Origin of the sequence: Actinopolymorpha alba DSM 45243, from assembly GCF_000373925.1 — a bacterium.
GTDB lineage: Bacteria > Actinomycetota > Actinomycetes > Propionibacteriales > Actinopolymorphaceae > Actinopolymorpha > Actinopolymorpha alba.
The window spans coordinates 1-21467 of the sequence record NZ_KB892758.1; the positions used below are offsets into that span (position 1 = coordinate 1).

Consider the following 21467-nt stretch of genomic DNA (forward strand, 5'->3'; position numbering starts at 1 on the left):
CCAGCCACAACCAACCCCGTAGGCACAACCTGTCTCATTTGACTTGACAACTACCGCTACGCCCACCTGCAGCACGCCACTATCGGCCGTCAACGTCAAGCCGAGGCAGCCGGCGTACCAGCCTGGGATCCGGCCGACGCAGCTCATGAGGCCGAGCAACAGGCCGACATCCTCCAGGACCTGCCCAGATCGGACCCGCGCCGCATCACCACCGTGCAAAAGGATCTACTGCTCACAAACCTCGACGCTCTCACTGGGTCCGGAACAGCCCTCGCCAACTCGCCCATCCCTTTCTGCATCGACCAAGGCGATCTCTGGCCAGGTAACGTCCTGATCGCCCGGCCCGGCGGCCACCACCGCTTCATCGACTTCGGCGACGCTGCCTGGACCCATCCCTTCCTGTCCCTCATGCCGCTCCTCTTCGGATGTCACCGTTGCTGGTCACTGCCGGGTCCCTTCAGCGACAGTCTCGACCATCCTTCCCTGCAGATGATCACCGACTCTTACCTTCGAGCCTGGACTGACTACGCCAGCCTCCAGGAACTAAGAGACATCCTCAGCCACGCCCTCCGACTCACGCCCCTCAGACGAAGCCGCGCCCTCATCACCAACTTCAAACGCGCCACCAGCGCCGATACCCACGATCTCGGACCCACCCCCTGGTCATGGCTAACGGCAGGTACGACAGCCCCTTCTGGGCTTAGCACAAGAAGTCGAAGGTTGACTTAGGGAGCTGGGGGCCGTCCTCGGACGGCCGGCGTCCGGCGCGGGACCTGCATTCATCGAAGACCTCAGGGGCTTCGCCCTCGAACCCAGCCCTCACTCCGGGAGGGAAGCGCCGGGCTCCTCTCCATCGGACGGCCACCGCAAGCGGCATACCCTGCACGGAACCCCGGGTGTGGACAAGCTGTCCGACCGACAGGAGAGGAGCATGGAAGCCCGACGTCTTGTGGTTTCGCCGCCGGGGGAGCAGGACTACAACGGCGGCGTCCGGTCAGAACAGTGGCAGCAGGTTTCTGATTTCTGAGAGTCTGTATGGAAGGTGGACGTCCAGCCCTGGGCCGTAGAGGCCGTTCCTCGTTTTTTGAGATCATGCTGAAGCAGGAGCTGATATGGCGTACCGCCTCTAGTGTCCCTCGCCTTAGATTCGTTTACAAAGGGCTGTGATGCTGTCGAGGATCTCGTCTGCGGTTTTGGTCCATACGTAGGGTCGGGGGTTTTCGTTCCAGGTTTGGATCCATGAGCGGATGTCTTTCTCTCGGGTGCCTCGGAGTTCAGGTAGTAGGCGTGCATCGCGGCCAGTGTTTCCGCGACATTCTCGGGGATAGCGGTCTCCGTCGACGCCGGCTGCCCTGGGTAGAACGGGATGGCGATCCAGTGGCCGCGCGAGTCTTGTCCGGATCGAAGTAGCTGCGGAATCGCGGTGGCGTCCGACAGCCGGTTGGCGGCGCGTAGCGCGACCACCTCCGTCAGGGACGTCCGCTTCAGGAACACGGTTAGCTCGCCGTCAACGCCGGCCTCGGTGACAGCAACGCGCAGCTTTTCCTTGGTCATCGAGCTGTGTCCGCCTTGGACCGGCTCCCGGGCGATGATGTCGAAGCACGACTCCGGTTCCATCCGAACATTCTATTAGTGCCCGACGCGCACAATCTGGGCGCTCTTGTGCCCCGTCAAACATCGGATGTCGAGCCGGCGGCACGAATGGTCGCACAGGCCATCCGCGCCCTTCAAGGAGTCTTCTGCCGTACCAGCAGGCTCTGGGTGTGCCCGTGCAGCTCAGGTCTGCTGCGAGCAACAACGGTGTGAGTTGGGTAGTGGAGTGGTTATGAAGGCGGTGCGGTTCGACGAGTACGGCGGGACCGACGTCCTGTATGTGGCCGACGTGCCTGTCACTGAGCCGGCTCAGGGGCAGGTGCTGGTCAAGGTCAGGGCGACGTCGATCAATCCCGGTGAGACGAAGATCCGGCAGGGGCTTTATCGCGCGATCTGGCCGGCCACGTTCCCGTCGGGTGAGGGGACTGATCTTGCCGGAGTCGTGACGGAGATCGGCCCCGGGGTCGAGGGGGTCGCGGCAGGCGACGAGGTCATCGGCTTCACCGACGAGCGGGCCAGCCACGCCGAGTACGTGAGCGTTCCGGCGGAGAACCTCGCGGCCAAGCCGGCGAATGTGGCCTGGGAGGTCGCCGGGTCGTTGCCGGTCGCCGGAAGCACGGCATACGCATCGGTACGTGCCGTGTCGGTGGAGCCGGGTGACACACTCGCCGTCTCTGGTGCGGCGGGTGGCGTGGGATCGATCGTCGTCCAGCTGGCCAGGCGGGCCGGGGCGGAGGTGATCGGCATCGCCGGTCCGGCCAATCACGACTGGCTGGCCGCGCACGGAGTAAGACCTGTGACGTACGGCGAGGGCTTGGCCGACCGGCTGCGTGAGGCCGGGATCGACGCGTTCATCGACACCTACGGAGACGGCTACGTCAAACTGGCGATCGATCTGGGCGTGTCACCGGAGCGGATCGACACGATCGTCGACTTCGCCGCCCCAGAGGAGTACGGGGTGAAGGCTGAAGGCTCCGCATCTGCGAGGAACGCCGCGGTTCTCGCCGAACTCGCAGGGCAGGTCGCCTCCGGTGACCTGGAAGTGCCGATCGCCGCGACGTTCCCGCTCGACGACGTCCGCGCTGCATTCAAACAACTGGAACGCGGCCATACCCGAGGAAAGATCGTCCTGCTGCCGTGACCCGTTCAATGCCAGGGGCCCAGCGGCGCGGCCCTTTCGATCAGGTCACCGTAGAACTCCAGCCACATTCCCTGGTTGAGGGAGCAGGAAGGTAGATCGTATGACCACGTACAAGGTTGGCTACTTCGTCGGCAGCCTCGCGACAGCATCCATCAACCGCATGCTGTCCAAGGCGTTGATTCGCATGTCCCCGCCAGACCTGGAATTCGTGGAGATTCCGATCAAGGATCTGCCGGTGTACAGCTACGACTACGACGCCGACTACCCAGCGGCAGGTAGGGCACTCAAGGACGCTATCGCCTCCATCGACGCCGTGCTGTTCGTAACCCCGGAGTACAACCGTTCAATCCCGGGCGGCTTGAAGAACGCCATCGACTGGGCCAGCCGCCCGCCGGGGCAAAACTCTTTCGCGGATAAGCCCTGCGCCGTGATCGGTATATCCCCGGGGCGGATCGGAACCGCGATCGCCCAGCAGCACCTGCGAAGCGTCCTGGGCTACCTCAACGCCCCGCAGATGAACGCGCCAGAGGCCTACATCAATTACCAGCCCGGCCTGATCACCGATACCGGCGAAGTCGCCGACCAGAGCACGGCGCAATTCCTCCAGCGGTTCATGAACGAATTCAGAACGTTCATCACCCAGGTGCTTACCGTATTACCCCACGAGCGTTGATCCGTGTCGAACATGTTAGTCCTTGTCGTAGTGAGCCCGGCTTAGTAGGCCCGACCACACCCGCCAGCGGCGGCGTGCCTCTGCCGACACGAAGCATTGTTGGCGACACCGGGTCAACGCATCGTTCGGAAGGCCCGCCGCACCTGGTCGACGAACAGCTCCGGCTGCTCGAAGGCGGCGAAATGGCCACCGCGGGGGAGTTGCTCATAGAAGCGAAGATCCGTGAAGTATCGCTCGCACCAGCGCCGCGACGGCCGGAAGATCTCACGTGGGAAGACCGAAAAGCCGACCGGTACAACGAGCGCCTCGGGGTGGCGAGCGCCGCGGCCGGATGGCCGGGCGAAGCCCTGCTCCCAGTAGATGCGGGCCGAAGACGCAGCCGTGGCGGTGTGCCAGTAGACGCTGATGTTGTCGAGCATCTGGTCGCGGCTGAGCGCCTCGAGGGGATCGCTGTTGTGGTCGGTCCCGGCCCAGTACATCTGGGCGATCCAGGCACACTGGCCCACCGGGGAGTCGACCAGCCCATAGCCGGCGGTCTGCGGGCGGGTCGCCTGCTCGAGGGCGTAGCCGCTGCCCCATTCCTGGAAGTACGCGGCGTCGGCCAAGCTCTGCCGCTCGAAGTCGGTCACATCCTCGGTGGTCGACTGCTCGCGGCCACCGATCGGCAACATGTTGAGGTGGATACCCACCAGGCGCTCGGGCCGCTGTATGGCCAGTTCCGCGGTGACGGCAGACCCCCAGTCGCCGCCCTGAGCGCCGAACCGCTCGTAGCCCAGCCGGGTCATCAGCGCCGACCACGCCTGTGCGATCCGCGCTGGCCCCCAGCCGGGCTCGGTAGGTTTCGCGCTGAACCCGAAGCCGGGCAGCGACGGGCACACCACGTGGAACGCGTCGCCGGCATCGCCGCCGTGGGCGCCTGGGTCGGCCAGCGGTGCGAGGACGTCGAGGAACTCCACCACCGAGCCCGGCCAGCCATGCGTGAGGATCAGCGGCAGCGCGTCCGGCTGCGGCGAGCGCAGGTGTACGAAGTGGACGTCGAGGCCGTCCAGTTCGGTGGTGAACTGCGGCAGCGCGTTGAGCTGGGCCTCCAGGCGTCGCCAGTCGTACCGGCGTTCCCAGTACTCGCACAGGTCCCGCAGCCAGTCCAGCGGCACGCCCTGGTTCCAGTCCGCCACCGTCGCCGGCTCGGGCCACCGGGCACGGGCCAAGCGCTGCCGCAGATCGTCGAGCGAATCCTCGGCAACGCTGACCGTGAACGGAGTCAGCTCGCCGCCCATCTCCCCACCGTAACCCCAGACCACAGGAAGTGCTTTACGCCGCCGATACCCGGTGAGGGTACCTATTGGGATCAATATTTCCGGAACCCTCGCCACCGATTTGACGTACGCAAATGCCGCAGGCGACGTCTGATCATCCTGCTAGGTGGCGCCAGCGGCCCCCACAAGCCCTGCGCCGTGAAGGGCGAAGGGCCCAGGTAGTGGGCGTCGGGCAGGGGGAGCCTTGGGCTGGAGGAGGGGACATATATGGGCCAGCTTGACGGGAAGATCGCTGTCGTTACCGGTGGCTCTGAGGGTATCGGCGCGGCCACCGCTGGGCGTTTTGCCTCTGAAGGGGCGACGGTGTTTATCAGTGGCAGACGCGAAGCCGAGTTGGACAGCGCGGCGAAGGCGATCAATGCACAGAACCGCGGGGGCCAAGCTATCGCGGTGCGATGCGACGTGTCGGTACTCGCGGACTTGGACCGGCTCTACGCGCGGGTGAAGGACCACAGCAACCGCATTGATGTGCTGTTCGCGAACGCCGGTGTTGCCGAACTGATGCGGCTTGGGGACATCACCGAAGAACACTTCGATCGCACCTTCGGCATTAACGTCAGGGGATTGCTGTTCACGGTGCAAAAGGCGCTGCCGCTCCTATCGGATGGAGCCTCGGTCATCCTGCCCTCCTCTATCGCCGCGTCCAAGGGCCTCGAAGCAGCGAGCGTCTATAACGCCACCAAGGCCGCTATCCGCAGCTTCACGCGCACCTGGGCCGCCGAGCTTGCAGGTCGCGGGATCCGGGTCAACGCAGTCAGTCCGGGACCGATCGAGACGCCGGGGCTCGCCGGGCTCACGGCAGACCCAGCCCAGGCGAGAATGCTCAAAGACCTGCAGTTGACGCACATGCCCCTCGGCCGAATGGGGGATCCGGGCGAAGTCGCCGCCGCCGTGCTGTTCCTTGCAACCGACGCCAGCAGTTACACCACCGGCGCCGAACTCTTTGTCGACGGAGGCCTTGCCCAGGTATGAGGGGAGAAGGACCCGCAGTCAAGGGGACGCTTCGCTCACGCCTGCGTCGGATCCTCGTGTCCTGGCCCCGAGTGGTTGGTCATGGTTCCGGAGACGGCCGCTGGCCAGACCACGGAAGACGGACGCGAACGGACCCGACACCCGCACCGCCTCCCGCCGACTGGGCGACGCGTTCGTAGAGTTGCTCGATCTCGCCCTCGCCGCGGGTGAAGCCCCTACCAGGGGTGGGACCAAACCGCAGATCATCATCACCATGACACTGGCCCAACTCGTCACCGGAATCGGCTACGCGACGCTGGACAGCGGTGAACAGATCTCCGCCGAAACCGCGAGACTGCTGGCCTGCGACGCCGACGTCATCCCCGCCGCCCTGTCCCACTCACCAACCCTCACGCACCAACCCGCCACGCCCCAAATCCCTTAGCCACAAGGGAACTCAGCCAAGGTCACGATCTACCGCTGCAGTACTAGCGCTGAGGCTCATCGCCCACGGCCGGAGCTTGTCGGGGTTGCGTACCGCCCAGATGTGCTTGATCCGGTCCCCTGCGACTTCGAACGCGTACACCGATACGGTGACGCCGTCTTGCTGAGCGATCAGGCCGGGTTGGCCGTTGACCGTACGCTCCAGGAGCGTCAGATTGCGGAGCCTGCCCTCGAGGCGGACCAGAGATCGGACGATCTGATCGGCGCCTTCGACCGGGCGGAGCGCGGTGGCGACGAGGCCGCCGCCGTCGCTGATCGCCGTGACATTTGGGTCGAGGAGGCTGATGAGGGCGTCGATGTCCTTGGCTTCCCATGCCTGTTTGAAGTCCCTGACGATCCGGGCCTGCTGGGCTGTCGGAGTCGCGGGAGCCTGCGCTGCGCGGATGCGACGGCGGGCGGAGGAGGCCAGCTGGCGGCAGGCCGCCGGGGTACGGCCGACGATCTCGGCAACTTCGGCGAAGGGGTAGCGGAAGACGTCGTGGAGGATGAACGCGACGCGCTCGGCTGGGGTCATCGCTTCGAGTACGACGAGGAAGGCCATGTTGATCGACTCGTCGAGGGTGACCCGGTCGGCCGGGTCGATGGTGATGCCGCCTGACTGCCCGTTGATCCACTCCGTAGGTTCGGGTAGCGGCTCGGGGATCCATTCGCCCACGTAGGTCTCTCGCCGGACCCGTGCCGAGGAGAGCACATTGAGGCAGATGCGGCTGGCGACCTTGGTCAACCAGGCGCCGGGGGACTCGATGGCGTCCTGCTGCTGTCGGGACATGGCGTACCAGCGGGCGTAGGTCTCTTGGACGGCATCTTCGGCGTCGGCCAGGGAGCCGAGGAGTCGGTAGGCGAGATTGATCAGCTGGCGCCGCTCGCTCATGATCACGCTCAGGCTCGGATCGAGCGGGCCGTCTCCTGGCTCGGACTGAGTTGTCATGGTGTCGGCGCTCCCTTGGTCACGTTCTGCCCCTACCAGTTAGACAAGACAGCGCAGCGAACTGTGAGGTTCCGCGTCGCCTCACATGTCGCCTCACGTTCCGAGGTGTTGCGTTGTCGGATCACCAACCCCATCGGGTTCACAGCCTCGAACACCTGCTGAGATCGAGAATGGAAACCTCGCCATGCCCACACCTGGACACCACACACCCAACAAGGTCGTCGTCATCGGCGGCGGTTACGCCGGCACGCTCGCGGCCAACCATCTGCGGATGCGCGCCGACGTCGACATCACTTTGGTCAATCCCCGCCCGAAGTTCGTCGAACGAATCCGGCTGCACCAGTTCGTGGCCGGCACCGGCGAGGCCACGGTTGACTACGGCACGCTGCTCGGTGAGGGCATCCAGTTGGTTGTCGACAGTGCCACGCGCATCGACACCGCCGCCCACACGGTGCGGCTGGCGTCGGGCCGCGCGCTGGATTACGACTACGTCATCTACGCGGTCGGCAGCACCGGAGCGATACCGTCATCGGTGCCTGGCGCGGCCGAGTTCGCGTACGACCTCGCTGAGTTCGAGTCCGCGCAGCGGCTGCGTGCCAGGCTGGAGGAGTTGCCCCTCGATGCTCCGGTCACCGTGGTCGGCGGTGGGTTGACCGGCATCGAGACGGCCGCCGAGCTGACCGAGCAAGGACGCAGGGTCACGCTGGTGTGTGGCCGAACCCTGGCGCCGTCATTCAGTGCGTCGGCTCGCCGATCCGTGGCCAAGTGGCTGTCCCGGCACGGTGTCGCGGTGCTCGAGGCCGCCGTGGTGAGCGAGGTCCGGCCGGATGTGGTTGCCCTTTCCAACGGTGCAGTGCGTGCGAGCGCACTGACCATCTGGGCGGGCGGTTTCGGCCTGCCGGAGTTGGCGGCCGCGAGCGGGCTGCGCACCGACGCCTTCGGTCGGTTGCTCACCGACGAGACGCTGACCAGCGTCGACGACGACCGCATCATCGCGGCCGGGGACGCAGCCGCACCGTCGGACCAGCCGCTGCGGATGAGCTGCTACGCCGCCGGGCCGCTCGGGGCGCAGGCCGCCAACACCGTGCTGAGCCGCATCGCGGGGACCGATCCGGCGGTGATCAGCCTGGCCTTCACGGGGGCGTGTGTCAGCCTCGGCCGGCACGCCGGCATACGACAGCTCGCCCGAAAGGACGATTCCGCGGTGAACGTCTACGTCGGCGGCCGCATGGGTGCGGCGATCAAGGAATTCACCTGCAACCTCGCGGTGTCGCGGATCCGCCGCGAGGCCCGCAAGCCGGGTTCCACGGTCTGGGTCAAGGGCGGCCCGCGTCCTGAGCAGCCGGCCACCGCTGCGCGGGTGGTCACGTCCCCGTGACCACCGACGAGCATGCCGGGCGGCGGTTCACCGTGCGGCCGCAAGCGAGAACAGAGCGAGGAGGACGCATGATGGCCACCGCAGCCAACAGGTTCCGCCCGGCGATGCCGGTCCGACCCGATACCGCGCATCAGACGAAGCCCAGCGGGTGGGTTCTGCGGGTCGTCGTCAGCGCCCACGTGGTGGCGATCGTCGGTCAGCCGGTGTTCGCCGGGGTGTATCTGAGCGGTGACTATGACGGCCTGCGCTGGCATGCGGCCGGTGCCGACGTCGTCACCTCCATCGGCTACCTGCAGGTGATCGTGGCGATCGTGATCTGGGTTCGGCTGCGTCAGATCTGGCCGTTGCTTGCCACGGCGGCTGTGGTGGCGGCCGAGACGGTGCAGTACTTCGCGGGCTTGAACGGCGCGCTGTGGTTGCACCTCCCGCTGGGAGTGATGACCATCGTCGGGCTCGTCGTGCTGTTCATCGCCGTATGGCGCCGGCCGCTGCGGCGGCGACCGCGCCCCCCACGCGAGCGGGCGCAGACCGTGCAGGAGCCTGAGCAGCGGGAAGCCGGCCATGCGTGAGCCCTACGACGACCGAACCGGCCACGCCCGCGGCATGACCAGGCGACAGGTGCTGGGCATCGGCGGGGCGCTCGGACTGATGGCAGCCACCGGGCTGTCGGCCTCGGCCGCACTGTCCCGCCGCCCGCCGATCACCGGTGCCGAACTACGCAGCGCCGTGCCGCTGCCGCCCGCGTTCCAGGTGCCGTTGCCGCTTCCCTCTGTGCTGGCGCCGGTCAGCACGGAGGGCGGTGTCGACCGCTACGAGATCACCCAGCGTGAATCGACCGCGGAGATCCTGCCCGGTGTCAGGACACCGCTGTGGACGTACGAGGGCACCTTTCCGGGGCCGACGATCGAGTCGCGCCGCGGCCGGCCGATCACCGTGACGCATCGCAACGACCTGCCCGTGCCGACCGTCGTACACCTGCACGGCGGGCGGACTCCGGCAGCTTCCGATGGGTACCCGACCGACCTTGTCCTGCCCGAGGGCTGGCCGGACGCCGCCCACCTGAGGCGCACCGGCGAAGGCGGGCACGGCCCTGAGCACGGCATGCACGGCATGCGTGACCCGCGGGCGGTGCTGACCGAGCTGACGCGGGACTACACCTTCCCGCTGGACCAGCGGCCGGCGCTGCTGTGGTATCACGACCACCGGATGGACTTCACCGCCCCCGCGATCTGGCGGGGCCTGGCCGGGCTGCAGATCGTACGCGACGACGCCGAGGACTCGCTCGGCCTCCCAGCGGGGCGGCGCGAACTGCCTCTCATGATCGCCGACCGTGCGTTCGCCGCTGACGGCAGCCTCGACTACCCCGCCCTCGACCCCACCTTGCGAGAGCGACCGGGCGTTCGCGGGTCCTATCTCGCCGGAGTCCTCGGCGACGTGATCCTGGTCAACGGCGCCCCGTGGCCGGTGCACGAGGTCGACGCAGCTCGGTACCGGCTGCGCCTCCTGAACGCCTCGAACGCCCGGCACTACGAGTTCGAAGCGGTCAGTGACGACGGACGCCGGCTCGATCTCGTCCAGATCGGCGCCGACCAGGGGCTGCTCGCGGCGCCGGTCACCCACCGGCGCCTGCCGATCGCGCCGGCCGAACGCTACGACGTGATCATCGACTTCTCGCACCTCCCGGTCGGCAGCCGAGTCAGAGTCGTCAACCGGCTTGGCTCCGGCCGTACCCGCGACGTGATGGCCTTCAGGGTCGTACGCAAAGCCGCCGACGACAGCCGCATCCCACGCACCCTCTCGAACGAACTGCCGGCCTGGCGCCGGTCGGACGCCGTGAGGGTGCGCGACTTCTCCTTCCGCGCCGGGCGCATGCGCGGCGGTCACGGATGGCTGATCGGCGGGCTACCGTTCGACCCCACCCGATCCGACGTCACCGTCAGTCTCGGCGATGTCGAAGTGTGGCGGCTGATCGCCGACGTCCACCATCCCGTCCACCTGCATCTGGTCGGCTTCCAGGTGCTCTCGCGCGGCGGCCGGCCGCCGCTGCCCCACGACGCAGGCCTCAAGGACACCATCTCCTTGCGGCCAGGCGAATCGGCGGAGATCATCACCCGTTTCGACGGCTACCGCGGCCGCTATCTCTTCCACTGCCACAACGCCGAACACGAAGACATGGGAATGATGGCCAACCTCGAAATCATCTGACACTGCGCACCCACGCCCGGCATCTTCAGACTGCGCCGGCCCAAAGGTCATCCGCATTGAGGTAAGACGCGAGGGGCCAGGTCGTCAGTGTGCACACCCGGGCGCGGGGATGGCATGCTCGGCGGTCCGGCTGACCTGCTCCCAGCCCGCCCAGGTGTCCATCCGCTGGCGTGAGATGTCGAACGCGAGGTCGTACACCATGCTGCCGAGGAGGAGCCGCAACGGCGGGTCGTCGCTGTCGACCAGCTTCTGCACTGCTTCGGCGGCCAGCCGGGGCTCACTGTCGATCGAGCCTTCCGCCCACTGCCGCTCCAGTTCGGCGCGTAGCGGGCCGTACGCTTCCACCGGCGTGGTCGACGTCATGCTGGAGTACAGGTCGGTCCAATAGCCGCCGGGCTGCACGATGCTGACCGTGATACCGAAGGTCGCCGCCTCCATCGCCAGGGCCTCGCTCATGCCTTCCAGCGCGAACTTGCTCGCGCTGTACATCCCGGTGCTCGGGAAGCCGCCGAGAGCGGCGATGCTGGAGATCTGCACGATGTGGCCGGCCCGTTGGGCGCGTAGGTGCGGCAGCACGGCCTGGCAGACCCACAACGCGCCGAAGAAGTTGACCTCGAACTGGGCCCGCGCCTCAGCCTCGGTGAACTCTTCGATCATGCCCATGGACATCGTGCCGGCGTTGTTGACGACGACGTCGAGCCGCCCGAAGTGATCGACTGCGGTGGCCACGGCGGCGAAGACCGCCGCCCGGTCGGTCACGTCGAGCGTCAGGGTCAGCAGTCTGTCGCCGTGACGCTCGTCGAAGTCTTCCCGGACGATGGTCCGGGCCACGGCGACCACCCGGTCACCACGTTCGAGCGCGGCCACGGTGAACGCGCGGCCCAGACCGCGGCTGGCGCCGCTGATGAACCAGGTACGTGGAGCAGTGCTCGATGAGGTGCGCATGTATGAGGCCTCCGAGTTCACGACGAGACGAGACGGTCCGTCTCGTTATTGCTTGGAACCGTAGGCGATCAGATCCTCCGCGTCAAGACGAGACGGTCCGTCTTGTCTCTAGTACGTTGGTCGCATGACGACGCAGCGCAAGGCCCCCGCCAACGCGGCCCGCCGGAAGGAGACCTCCCGGAGGGCCATCCTCACCGCGGCGTTCGACCTGGTACAGGAGGTGGGATACGCCAAACTCAGCATCGAGGGCATCGCCGCGCGGGCCGGTGTCGGCAAACAGACCATCTACCGCTGGTGGCCGTCCAAGGGCACGATCCTCTTCGACGCCTTCCTCATGCTCAGTGAGGGCAACGACGGCGAGCCCGCGGCGCTGCCCGACACCGGTGACCTGGAGGCCGACCTGACGGCGGTGCTGCGCGCCACGGTCGCGGAGTTGAACGATCCCAGGTACGACCAACCGATGCGCGCGCTGGCCACCGAGATCGCGCACGACCCTGAACTGGCAGCCGCTTACGCCGAACGGCTGGACGGGCCGTTGAAGGAACTCAAGCGACAACGACTGCGCAGCGCCCAGCAGGCCGGACAACTCGCCGAAGACCTCGACCTCGACGTGGCCGTGGAGATGGTGTGGGGGCCGGTGCTTAACCGATGGCTGCAGCACAATGGGCCGCTCACCGCCGAATTCGCCGACCGCGTCGTCACCACCGCCCTCAACGGCTTGCGCCCACGCCGGCCCGGCCATTGAGCCGACACGGTGACGTCCGGCAACCCCTCGTCCGGCCGATCTGCTGGAGCCGCCGCTACCGGCCCTTGGCGTGCGAGCTCACGGGATCGAGGGGCAGTCAGGCCCAGCGAGGTCTCCGGGGAGGAGCAGCGGCAGGTCGACGGTCGCGGCGAGGTTGCACATCATGCCGGCAGCGAGGAACTCACGCGCCTTCTCGGCGCTCACGCCGGCGAGATCCTGGATGAGTTCGAAGAGTCGCTCGAGCCGGGAGCGCACCACGGCACGGATCTCGTCGTCACCGCAGGCGGCGAAGCACTGCATCTGCATCTGGAGCACGGTGCGGTCGGACAGCAGCTCGGTGTACGCACTGCCCATCGCCTTGAGCCGCTTCCGTTTGGGAACGCCAGCAGCGGCCTTTTCGAAGGTCTCGCTCACCCGGTCGAAGCAGTGCTCCACTGCCGCGAGGAACAGGCCCTTCTTGGTGCCGAACAGGCTGAACGCATAGGGCTGGGTGATGCCGACGGCCTCGGTCACGGTGCTGACCGCGGTGCCGTGCAGGCCGGAACGCGCGAACGCCACCAGGGCTGCCTCGACCAGAGCGGCCCGGCGTTCGTCTGAGGTCTGTCGTGTGGAGCTCATCAGGTTTGACAGCTTAGTGAGTGGCCACTAAATTCCACAACCAAGTGAGCAGTCACTAACAAATGGGAGTACATCGACGATGCCTGACACCAGCTCGCCAGTCGCTGCGGGCCGCCGGCGCTGGATCACCGTGATCACTGTCTCGGTCGCCCTCTTCATGGTCACGCTCGACAACCTCATCGTGATCGTGGGACTGCCCTCGATTCGCGAATCACTCGGCGCCTCACTCGAGTCGTTGGAATGGACCGTCAACGCCTACACGCTCGCGTTCGCGGTCGCGCTGATCCCGGCCGCCGCGTTGGGCGACCGGTTCGGGCGCCGCCGGCTCTTCCTCGTGGGGCTGCTGCTGTTCACGGCGAGTTCGGCCGCGGCCGCTCTCGCCACGACGGCGGGTGCGCTGATCGTGGCCCGGATGGCCCAGGGGATCGGCGGTGCGATCATCGCTCCGCTCACACTGACCTTGCTCGCGGCCGGCGTACCCCGGGAGAGGCGTGGCCTCGCTATCGGGATCTGGTCGGCGATCAGCGGGATCGGTGTAGCTCTCGGACCGCTCGTGGGTGGTGCGGTCATCGAGGCGGCCAGCTGGCAATGGATCTTTTGGATCAACGTGCCAGTCGGTCTTGTCCTCCTACCCGTTGCCGGATTCCTGTTGCGGGAGAGCTTCGGGCCGCAAGGACGCCTTGACATCGTGGGCTTCGGCCTGGTCGCGCTCGGGTTGTCGGGCGTGGTCTTCGGGCTCGTACGCGCCAACGCCGCAGGCTGGAGCAGCCCCGAGATCATCGGAACCCTCGGCGGCGGCGCAGTCGTACTCGCGCTCTTCGTCTGGTGGGAACACCGGGCCGCAACGCCGATGGTGCCGCTCAACCTGTTCGCCAGCCGGGGCTTCGCCGTGACCAACCTCGCCGGGCTCTTCATGATGTTCGGGACGTTCGGTTCGATTTTCCTGCTCACCCAGCTCCTTCAGGGACTCTTCGGGTACGGGCCACTGGAGGCAGGCCTGCGGATGCTGGTGTGGACAGGTGCGACCTTGCTGGTGGCGCCGCTGGCCGGGCCGATGGCTGAGCGCTTCGGACCCAGGCCGTTCATGGCGGCCGGACTCGCACTGCAGGCCACGGCGTTGTACTGGATCGCGGCCGTGTCCGAGGTCGGGATGGCGTGGACGCCGCTCATCCCGCCGTTCGCGCTCGCTGGTGCCGGGATGGCGTTGAGCTTCGCGCCGTCCGCGAGCGCGGTCCTCGCGTCCGTACGTCCTGAGCGGGCCGGGCAGGCGTCGGGAGTCAACAACGCTGTACGCGAGGTCGGCGGTGTCTTCGGCATCGCCGTTCTGGGGACGATCTTCGCCCACAACGGAGGGTTCAGCTCGCCGCAGGCCCTACTGGACGGGACAGCCCCCGCGGTGGTGGCCGGCGCGAGCGTGACCGCGGCCGGGGCGCTGATCGCGCTACTCCATCCGCGCAAGGCGGCCCGTCTGCGCGGGGCGGCTCGCCCAGGCGCCGCTCCGGATCCCGCCGCGTCCGGGCAGTCCACACCCGAACCCGCGCCCGTTGGGACCTGAGTCTGGACGTGCCTCGGAGACCCCGGGTTTCACCAGCCGAACAGCTTCAGCGCCTGCCAGCGGACCGTCTGGGACCACTGGCCGGTCTTCTCGGTCAGGAAGCAGTCTCCGGTGCGTCAAGGAAAGTGGTCACGACGTCCAGAACCAGCGCGGTTCGGGCCATCCCGAAGAAGTGTGTGCTGCCCGGGAACACCGCCAGCTGCGAGGCCGGGACACCCACGAAGTCGCCGTTGACGTTGCCGCCGCGTAGCTCCAGGAAGCGGACGGCATGTTGGAGAGTGACCGCGTCGCAGTCACCCACGGTGATCAGCGTGGGCGCGGCGATCCCCTTGATCTCGGCGTCGGACCAGCCGGTGATGCCCTTGTCGAACGTCCCCAGCTTGTCCAGCAGGTCCTGCAGCATGTCCGGGTTCGGGGACTTGGCCAGGTAGTCCTGTTCCATCGGGGTGCCGGCGATCATGTCGACTGTCATCCCGCCGACCGCCTCGGCGTTCTCGGGCCGCATTCCGTCCGGGTGGAACGACGCGGACGACACGATCAGCTTGCGCAGCAGCTCCGGGTGCTTGATCGCGAGGTACAGCGCCACAGCGCCGCCAACGCTGAATCCGAACACGTCGACCTGCCGAACCCCCAGGTGCTGAAGCAGTCCCACGACGTCGGACGCGAGGTCGGCGGTGGTGAGCGGGCGGTCGATGTCGTTCGTCCGTCCGTGTGCCTGGAAGTCCGCGGCGATGACCTGCCGCGTCTGCGCCAATGCGGGCAGGACCTGGCCGAACTGCAGGTCGATGTTGAACAAGCCGCCATGGAGTAGGAGCAGCGGCGTCCCGCCCGAGCCATGGATCTCGTAATACATCTGCAGGCCGTTCACCGGCGCGTAGCCCGTCTGAGGTGCCTGGTTCGTGGGTTGGTTACTGCTCGACTGATCGGTCACTGTCGACTCCTCGCTGCTGCCGGGCTCAATGCGATGATTTGGTGTTGCCCTCGTCCGAGCGGATGTACGCGTTGTGCGCGCAGGGAGTGGTTGAGGGTAGCGCCCGGAATAGCCGAGATAGACCTGACGGCCCCCGTCGAGCCAGTCGCAATGAAGCTCGTACTCCCCGCGCTCCGGGTCGAGCGGATGCGCCAGGTTCACTGGGCATTCGTAACGTAGCAGGATCGTCTCCCCAGTACGGGCCGACGAGCCGCGAAGATCCTCCAACCCTTGAATCGGTGAGTCCCGAGCCCGCCTCCGGGCGCTCTACTGCCCGCGTTCACTGTGGAGGCTGCGCCGGAACGACGTCGGTGTGGCCCGGGTCAGGCGTTTGAAGGCGGTGGCGAAGTACTGGGCACTCGAGAAGCTGAGTGAGTGGGCGATGTCGGTCACGGACAGGTCGGTGTCAGCCAGGAGGTCGCGCGCTCGTTCAATCTTGGCGTGGAGGATGTACTCGCCCGGGGACTGGCCGATCTCCTGGCGGAATCGGGCGTGCAGGCGGGTGGCCGAAAGACCGGCGACGTGAGCCAGCGTGGCGACATTGATCGGCTCAGCAAGGTGATCGGCGATGTACTGCCTACTTTGCCTGACAGGCTCGGATACCAGGCGCTCTTGTTCGGCCGTGGCGGCAGCGATCGTTCCGAGGAGATACTGCGCCAGCAGCATGGCGGCCCGCAGCCGGCTGAGGGCATTCTGCGGTCGAAGTAGAGCGCCGATCGCGTCGTCCAGGAGCGTGCGCGCATCCGCGCATGCGGTGAACTGTCGAGAAGGTATGTCGAACAGCGCCTTCTTGACCTGCCGTCTCTGACGCCGATCGAGGTAGAGCAGCGGCGCATCCTCCGGGGTGAGCTGAGCGATCAGCCAGTACAGCACGCCTTTGTCCTGAGGCTCGTTGGCGGTGTCGTGCTCCTCGTCCGGGAGTGCCACGAACTGCTCGCCGCCGGTGAGGTCGTATACCCGTCCACCGAGGCGATACCGCTGTCTTCCTCGAGCGAGGAAGCAGACTTCGACACAGCCAGGGTGTGAGTGCGGCTCCAGACCGACGTGGGCGTAGGAGTGTCGGTAACGGCCAAGGACGAGGATGCCTGGGACGCCGACGTCGCGTAGTTCCAGTCGATCGGAGGATCCCACCTTCGATTTCCTCTCGCGTTCGATTGTGGACGCATCTCAGTTCCCTCGGCCCTAGCGTCGTGGGATGGCTTCTGTCAACAAGTCCACCGGCTCCGACGCGGCGCACGCGAGCTCGGACGCCGACGCTGGTCTCACCGCAGACGACGTCGCCCGTTATCACGAGCAGGGCTTCCTCGCGTTGCCTTCCGTCATCTCGGCCGACGAGGTTCTGCGTATGCGTGCGATCTACGATCGGCTCTTCGGTGCTCGGACGGGCCGCGCCAACGGCGACCAGTTCGACCTTGCAGGGCCCGACGACGATGACGCGGTTGCCCGCCTACCTCAGATCATGAGGCCGTCACAGTACGCCCCGGAGATCCTCCACAGCGAGACCATCGCACGCGTGGAGGCTCTGGTGCGTGCGCTGCTGGGGCCTTCGGCCACGGTTGGCGGTGACCACGCGATCAACAAGCCCCCGCACCATGGGGCGGAGACTCCCTGGCATCAGGACGAAGCGTACTGGGATCCGGGCTACACGTACTCCTCCCTCAGCATCTGGATTCCCCTGCAGGAAGCGACGCTGGAGAACGGATGCATGCAGTTCATACCCGGATCCCACCGTGGTGAGGTCCTACCGCACCGGCCGATCGGCAACGACCCGCGGGTCCACGGTCTCGAGGTAGTACCTGGGGTTGTGGACGTGTCGACCGCGGTGGCATGTCCCCTCCCGCCCGGTGGTGCCACGATCCACGACAGCAGGACTGTGCACTACACGTCGGCCAACAAGTCCGACGACTACCGGCGCGCCTACATCATCGGAGGCAGCACGCCCAAGCAGCCAGCAGCGGAGGCGGCGGTGTTCCCGTGGCGGGAAGGGCAACAGACGACGGCCCGAGCCCAACGAGCACAGCAGTCGAAGGAGTGATGGAGGCAGTCGCGATACGACAACCACCGAGGTTGAGGAGCGGGGATGAGGATGACGTCGAGCTCATCGGTGCGGAAGCTGTCCCGACGGAGGTTGCTGGAACTCGTGGGTCTCGGTGCTGCGGGAGCGGTGACTGCGGCTGCCTGCGCTGCCAGAGGCAGCGAGGTAGGTGGTAGTGAGGGGACGCGGGAGTTCCATGGCGCATGGCCCTACCAGGTGCCGCCGAAAGGTCACTTCAACCTGATGGCGGGCGTGACTGATGCGATCGAGTTGGGGATCTACCGCGACCTGATCTTCCTGCCCGGCGGCATGTGGTATTGGCAGGAGAAGAAGTGGGAGCCGCTCCTGGGCGCGAAGTGGCACTTCGACCAGGACGCCGGAACGTTCTCCTACACGATCAAGAGTGGTCTGACCTGGAACGACGGATCACCGATCACCAGCCAGGACGTCCTGTCGACCTTCCTGTGCCGGCGGGTGATGCGGCAGACCGAATGGCAGTTCGTGAACAAGGTGGAAGCCACCGACGAACAGACTGTGGTGTTCAGCATGAACAACCCTTCGACGGTGATCGAACGGTACGTGGTGCGAGCCCACGTCCTCCCACACGCGACGTACGGCGAGTTCGCACAACGGGCAACCGACCTGTTCGAGGCAGGCGAGGACCTGGACAGCGACGAGGGCAAGAAGCTCAACAAGGAACTCCAGGCCTACCGTCCCAAGGACCCCAACAAGGACGTCCTGACCAGCGGCCCGTTCCGCTACGACTTCGCAAGCATCACCAACGCGCAGCTCACCCTGGTCAAGAACAGCAAGGGATGGGCCGCGGACAGGATCAAGTTCGACAGGATAAAGCTCTACAACGGTGAGACGACCGACGTCACCCCGGTCGTACTCGCCAAGAGCGTTGACTACGCCACGCACGGCTTCCCGACCGCTTCCGAGAAGGAGATCGTCAACAAGGGGATCCGCATCCTGCGTCCACCCACCTACGCTGGTGGGGGTCTCTTCCTCAACCTCGATACGCTTCCCGAGTTTCGCGACGTCCGGGCTCGGCAGGCGCTCGCGCACGCGATCGACCGGGACCTGGCCGCCGAGGTAGGAGGAGAGTCCTACAAGGGGGTGAAGCTGATGGCCGGCTTCTCCGACATTCTGGTACCCGCCTGGCTGTCCGAGGAGGACCAGGCTCGGCTCAACCGCTACGAGCATGACCAGGCCAAGGCCGCGGCGCTGTTCAAGGAGGCGGGCTGGACCAAGCGAGCTGGCACGTGGCACACGCCGCAGGGGAAACCTGCGAGGTACGATATCTCCTACCCCGCGGAGTACTTCGACTATGTGGCCGCTGCGCAGAGCATCGGCCGCGAGCTCAAGGACTTTGGGATCCAGCTCACGATGCGCGGCGTGACATTCACCCAGCAACCCATCGATCTCGACAAGGGCAACTTCGAGTTCGCCATGCAGTCCTGGGGTGCCTCAAGTGACCCCCATCCCCATTTCTCGTTCGTGAGTGATTTCTTCACCCACAACATCCCTATCGCCGCCAACCAAGGTGGCAAAGGAATCGCGTTCCCCCTCGTCCAGGAGACCAAAGCGTTCGGGAAGATCGACCTGGAAAAGATCGTCAATGACGCTGGTTCAGGTCTCGATGAGGAGGACCAGAAGCGCAACGTGACGATAGCTGCGCGAGCCTTCAACGAGCTGCTCCCGATCATCCCCATCGAGGAACGTTACGGAAACAATCCCGCCCTCGAAGGTGTCCGCGTCAAACAGTGGCCTGCCGACGACGACCCGATCATGCTCAACGCGCCGTACGCGGACAACTTCACAACTCTGCTCATGTTCAAGGGCGGTCTGGACCCTGCCTAGGTCCTACCGGCGGCAGACCAGCATCGCTCCCCGGTCAGCGCTTCGGAACCTGCCAGGCGATCAGCTCGGCGTCACGGGCGAAGATCAGCTCGCCGGCGTTGTAGACCATGCGCAACGCCGGCTGGTCGAGCAGCGGCCGCCAGGTCTTCTTGTTGGTGTCGACGAGCACGACCTTCGTCCCGCCCACCAGGGCGTAGAGCGTCGTGCGGCTCTCGTCGAGCGCGAGCTGTGCCGCCGCCGAATGGCCCACGAACGTGTCGAACGTACGGATCGTTCGCCCCGTCGCCGGGTCGAGCTCGAGCACGTCGCCGTCGACGACCGCCCACAGCCGGTTGCGGGAGTCGACGGCGACGGCTGAGATCGTCGTCACCGTCGCGGACGGGTTGACCTCCCACAGCTTGCGGTTGCGGAACACGTCGTACGCGAAGATCGTCGCGCTCTCCTGCGTCGGCGGCGTCGTCGACAGCCCACCGGCGACGGACGTCGCTCCGTACACGATGCCGTGCTTGCCGGCGGCCATCGCGGTGATGCCCTCGTCGGTCACGAAGTCGTCGATGATCCGGTCGACCTTGCCTGTCCGCGCGTCGATGACCGACAACGATCCGCCCAACGTGTCGCCGGACGGGGTCGACCCGGACACGATCTTGCCGGGCACCTCGGCCAGCCCCTGCGGGCGGCTCTGCACGTGCGACTCGAGGTCGAGCAGCTTGACCGGGTTCGCCGTGCCCTGCGTCGCCTCGTCGGAGTACTCCGAGCTGTACCACGGCTTCGCCTCGTCGTAGCGGTAGATCCGGGCGGACGGGTAGGCACCGATGACCAGGCCGCGGCTCGTCGGCATGAGCGACTCGACCTGGCTGAACCGGTTGTACGTCGTCTTGCCGTCGGCCGTCGACACGGTCGCGACGCCGCCCTGCAGGAACCCGCCGGCGTACACCGTTCCGGGCGCGCCCGACGCGAGCGCGAGCACGGGAGTCGGCTGCCCGGCGACGGTCGTCCGCAGCGTCGACGACTGGCCGGTCGACGTGTCGTAGCGGAACATCAGCCCGCGCCAGAACAGCCCGACGACCGCGTCGCCGTCCCAGCCGATGCCGCGGGTGTTGACGACGCGCCCGTACGCCTTCAACCCGGTGCGCTGCTGCGCGTGGGTGATCGGGTCGTACGCGATGAGCTCCGACGACCCGGCCTCGAACTGGCGGAAGAACCAGACGCGGCCGTCGGGTCCAGGCGGTGTGACATCCAGCCCGGCGGCGCTCTCGACCGTGTCGGTCCAGGCCCCGGCCGTGACGTCGTAGACGCGCAGTGGGCCGGGGCCTGTCTGCTCGCGCGCGTAGAGGAAGTCGCCGTAGGCGCGGAGGTCGTTGACGACCTTGCTCGTCGGGTCGCCGATGCCGGGCGGCATTGGCAGCTGACGCTTCGCGCCGGTCGCCGGGTCGAGCTCGGTGACGATCCACGACGCGAGCGCGCCGGCGTAGATCTTGCCGTGGGAGTAGGCGATGCTCTTCACGTACGTCTGACCCGGCGCCATCGTGCCGAAGTCGCGGAACGTCTTCGTGGTGGGACTCCAGCTGAACACCTTGCCGCCCGGCGAGGTTCCTCCGTACACCGTGCCGTCGGGCGCGACGACGATGTTCCACACGTACGCCTCGCCGGCGATCGGCACGCCGAGGTCTTCGGCCTGTGTCGCTCCGGGCGCGAGCCGGTACAGCCGTCCAGTGCCGTACGTGCCCACGTACAGCGAGCCGTCGGGTGCCTGCTCGACGCCGTAGGCGCCGCTCGCTCCCGTCAGCGGGACGGACAGCAGGGGAGTGCCCGTGGATGTGTCGACGGCGTTGAGGTACGCGGGCGTGCCGGACACGGCCGACCAGATCACCCGGCGCCCGTCCGGCAGCGAACCCACGGTGCCGCCGATCATGAGCACGTCCTGCAAGGGAATCCCCAGCGACCGTGGGCCAACCGGAGCAGGTGGCGCGGCCACCGCGGCGGTGGACGTGAGCGCGGCCGCGACGAGCGCAACCAGGACGAGCAGAGTTTTGCCTTGCCTCACGCG

Annotated in this window: 19 protein-coding genes; 11 read left to right on the forward strand and 8 right to left on the reverse strand. The window is 66.8% G+C overall.

Annotation, left to right across the window (positions count from 1 at the left end; translation table 11 throughout):
- Nucleotides 1-975 precede the first annotated feature (975 nt).
- Nucleotides 976-1617: a hypothetical protein gene (locus B141_RS50780; protein WP_202805838.1), complete on the reverse strand. Its 642-nt coding sequence runs from the start codon at nucleotides 1615-1617 to the stop codon at nucleotides 976-978.
- Nucleotides 1618-1825: 208 nt separating this feature from the next.
- Here B141_RS50780 and B141_RS0118880 point away from each other — a divergent pair, with 208 nt between their 5' ends.
- Together B141_RS0118880 and B141_RS0118885 are read left to right on the forward strand one after the other, a co-directional pair.
- Nucleotides 1826-2734 carry an NADP-dependent oxidoreductase gene (locus B141_RS0118880; RefSeq protein ID WP_020576749.1) on the forward strand — a complete coding sequence of 303 codons (909 nt, stop codon included), beginning with the start codon at nucleotides 1826-1828 and terminating at the stop codon, nucleotides 2732-2734.
- 100 nt (nucleotides 2735-2834) lie between these two features.
- Nucleotides 2835-3407, forward strand: coding sequence for an NADPH-dependent FMN reductase (locus B141_RS0118885; protein ID WP_020576750.1), 573 nt, complete (start codon nucleotides 2835-2837; stop codon nucleotides 3405-3407).
- A gap of 113 nt (nucleotides 3408-3520) precedes the next feature.
- Here the strand turns inward: B141_RS0118885 and B141_RS0118890 are convergent, their stop codons facing one another.
- Nucleotides 3521-4684, reverse strand: a complete 1164-nt coding sequence (locus B141_RS0118890) for an epoxide hydrolase family protein (protein WP_020576751.1) — start codon at nucleotides 4682-4684, stop codon at nucleotides 3521-3523.
- A 246-nt stretch (nucleotides 4685-4930) separates the two neighbouring features.
- Here B141_RS0118890 and B141_RS0118895 point away from each other — a divergent pair, with 246 nt between their 5' ends.
- The gene (locus B141_RS0118895; protein WP_020576752.1) at nucleotides 4931-5695 is read left to right on the forward strand and encodes an SDR family NAD(P)-dependent oxidoreductase; all 765 of its coding nucleotides are present in this window, start codon (nucleotides 4931-4933) and stop codon (nucleotides 5693-5695) included.
- Nucleotides 5682-6119, forward strand: coding sequence for a DUF222 domain-containing protein (locus B141_RS51510; protein WP_237742732.1), 438 nt, complete (start codon nucleotides 5682-5684; stop codon nucleotides 6117-6119). Before B141_RS0118895 ends, B141_RS51510 begins: the two co-directional genes overlap by 14 nt.
- A 12-nt stretch (nucleotides 6120-6131) precedes the next feature.
- Here the strand turns inward: B141_RS51510 and sigJ are convergent, their stop codons facing one another.
- Nucleotides 6132-7106 (reverse strand): RNA polymerase sigma factor SigJ, encoded by a 975-nt coding sequence (sigJ, locus tag B141_RS0118905; protein WP_020576754.1) that lies wholly within the window; start codon nucleotides 7104-7106, stop codon nucleotides 6132-6134.
- A 184-nt stretch (nucleotides 7107-7290) separates the two neighbouring features.
- On the opposite strand from sigJ, the gene B141_RS0118910 reads away from it, so the two are divergent.
- The 3 genes from B141_RS0118910 to B141_RS0118920 all read left to right on the forward strand — a co-directional run bounded on the left by B141_RS0118910 (nucleotide 7291) and on the right by B141_RS0118920 (nucleotide 10689).
- Nucleotides 7291-8484: an NAD(P)/FAD-dependent oxidoreductase gene (locus tag B141_RS0118910; RefSeq protein ID WP_020576755.1), complete on the forward strand. Its 1194-nt coding sequence runs from the start codon at nucleotides 7291-7293 to the stop codon at nucleotides 8482-8484.
- Nucleotides 8485-8552: 68 nt separating this feature from the next.
- Nucleotides 8553-9053, forward strand: coding sequence for a hypothetical protein (locus B141_RS41470; protein WP_020576756.1), 501 nt, complete (start codon nucleotides 8553-8555; stop codon nucleotides 9051-9053).
- A complete protein-coding gene (locus tag B141_RS0118920) occupies nucleotides 9046-10689 on the forward strand; it encodes a multicopper oxidase family protein (protein WP_020576757.1) in 1644 nt (547 codons plus the stop codon). The genes B141_RS41470 and B141_RS0118920 overlap by 8 nt, the downstream gene beginning before the upstream one ends.
- 84 nt (nucleotides 10690-10773) lie before the next feature.
- Here the strand turns inward: B141_RS0118920 and B141_RS0118925 are convergent, their stop codons facing one another.
- The gene (locus B141_RS0118925) at nucleotides 10774-11634 is read right to left on the reverse strand and encodes an SDR family oxidoreductase (RefSeq protein ID WP_026257361.1); all 861 of its coding nucleotides are present in this window, start codon (nucleotides 11632-11634) and stop codon (nucleotides 10774-10776) included.
- 124 nt (nucleotides 11635-11758) lie between these two features.
- Here B141_RS0118925 and B141_RS0118930 point away from each other — a divergent pair, with 124 nt between their 5' ends.
- Complete coding sequence (locus tag B141_RS0118930; protein WP_020576759.1) at nucleotides 11759-12379, forward strand: TetR/AcrR family transcriptional regulator; 621 nt, start codon at nucleotides 11759-11761, stop codon at nucleotides 12377-12379.
- Between the two features lie 78 nt (nucleotides 12380-12457).
- Here the strand turns inward: B141_RS0118930 and B141_RS0118935 are convergent, their stop codons facing one another.
- On the reverse strand, nucleotides 12458-12997 hold the full coding sequence (locus tag B141_RS0118935) for a TetR/AcrR family transcriptional regulator (RefSeq protein ID WP_020576760.1): 540 nt from the start codon (nucleotides 12995-12997) through the stop codon (nucleotides 12458-12460).
- Between the two features lie 79 nt (nucleotides 12998-13076).
- Here B141_RS0118935 and B141_RS0118940 point away from each other — a divergent pair, with 79 nt between their 5' ends.
- Nucleotides 13077-14552, forward strand: a complete 1476-nt coding sequence (locus tag B141_RS0118940) for a DHA2 family efflux MFS transporter permease subunit (RefSeq protein WP_020576761.1) — start codon at nucleotides 13077-13079, stop codon at nucleotides 14550-14552.
- A 94-nt stretch (nucleotides 14553-14646) separates the two neighbouring features.
- On the opposite strand, the gene B141_RS0118945 is transcribed toward B141_RS0118940, so the two are convergent.
- Nucleotides 14647-15483 carry an alpha/beta fold hydrolase gene (locus B141_RS0118945; protein ID WP_020576762.1) on the reverse strand — a complete coding sequence of 279 codons (837 nt, stop codon included), beginning with the start codon at nucleotides 15481-15483 and terminating at the stop codon, nucleotides 14647-14649.
- A 306-nt stretch (nucleotides 15484-15789) separates the two neighbouring features.
- On the reverse strand, nucleotides 15790-16653 hold the full coding sequence (locus B141_RS45840) for an AraC family transcriptional regulator (protein ID WP_020576763.1): 864 nt from the start codon (nucleotides 16651-16653) through the stop codon (nucleotides 15790-15792).
- 64 nt (nucleotides 16654-16717) lie between these two features.
- Between B141_RS45840 and B141_RS41480 the strand changes: the two genes are divergently transcribed.
- Nucleotides 16718-17557 carry a phytanoyl-CoA dioxygenase family protein gene (locus B141_RS41480; RefSeq protein ID WP_020576764.1) on the forward strand — a complete coding sequence of 280 codons (840 nt, stop codon included), beginning with the start codon at nucleotides 16718-16720 and terminating at the stop codon, nucleotides 17555-17557.
- Between the two features lie 243 nt (nucleotides 17558-17800).
- Nucleotides 17801-19420 (forward strand): ABC transporter substrate-binding protein, encoded by a 1620-nt coding sequence (locus tag B141_RS0118960; RefSeq protein WP_237742738.1) that lies wholly within the window; start codon nucleotides 17801-17803, stop codon nucleotides 19418-19420.
- Between the two features lie 34 nt (nucleotides 19421-19454).
- Here the strand turns inward: B141_RS0118960 and B141_RS0118965 are convergent, their stop codons facing one another.
- Nucleotides 19455-21464: an NHL repeat-containing protein gene (locus B141_RS0118965; protein ID WP_020576766.1), complete on the reverse strand. Its 2010-nt coding sequence runs from the start codon at nucleotides 21462-21464 to the stop codon at nucleotides 19455-19457.
- Nucleotides 21465-21467: the final 3 nt, after the last annotated feature.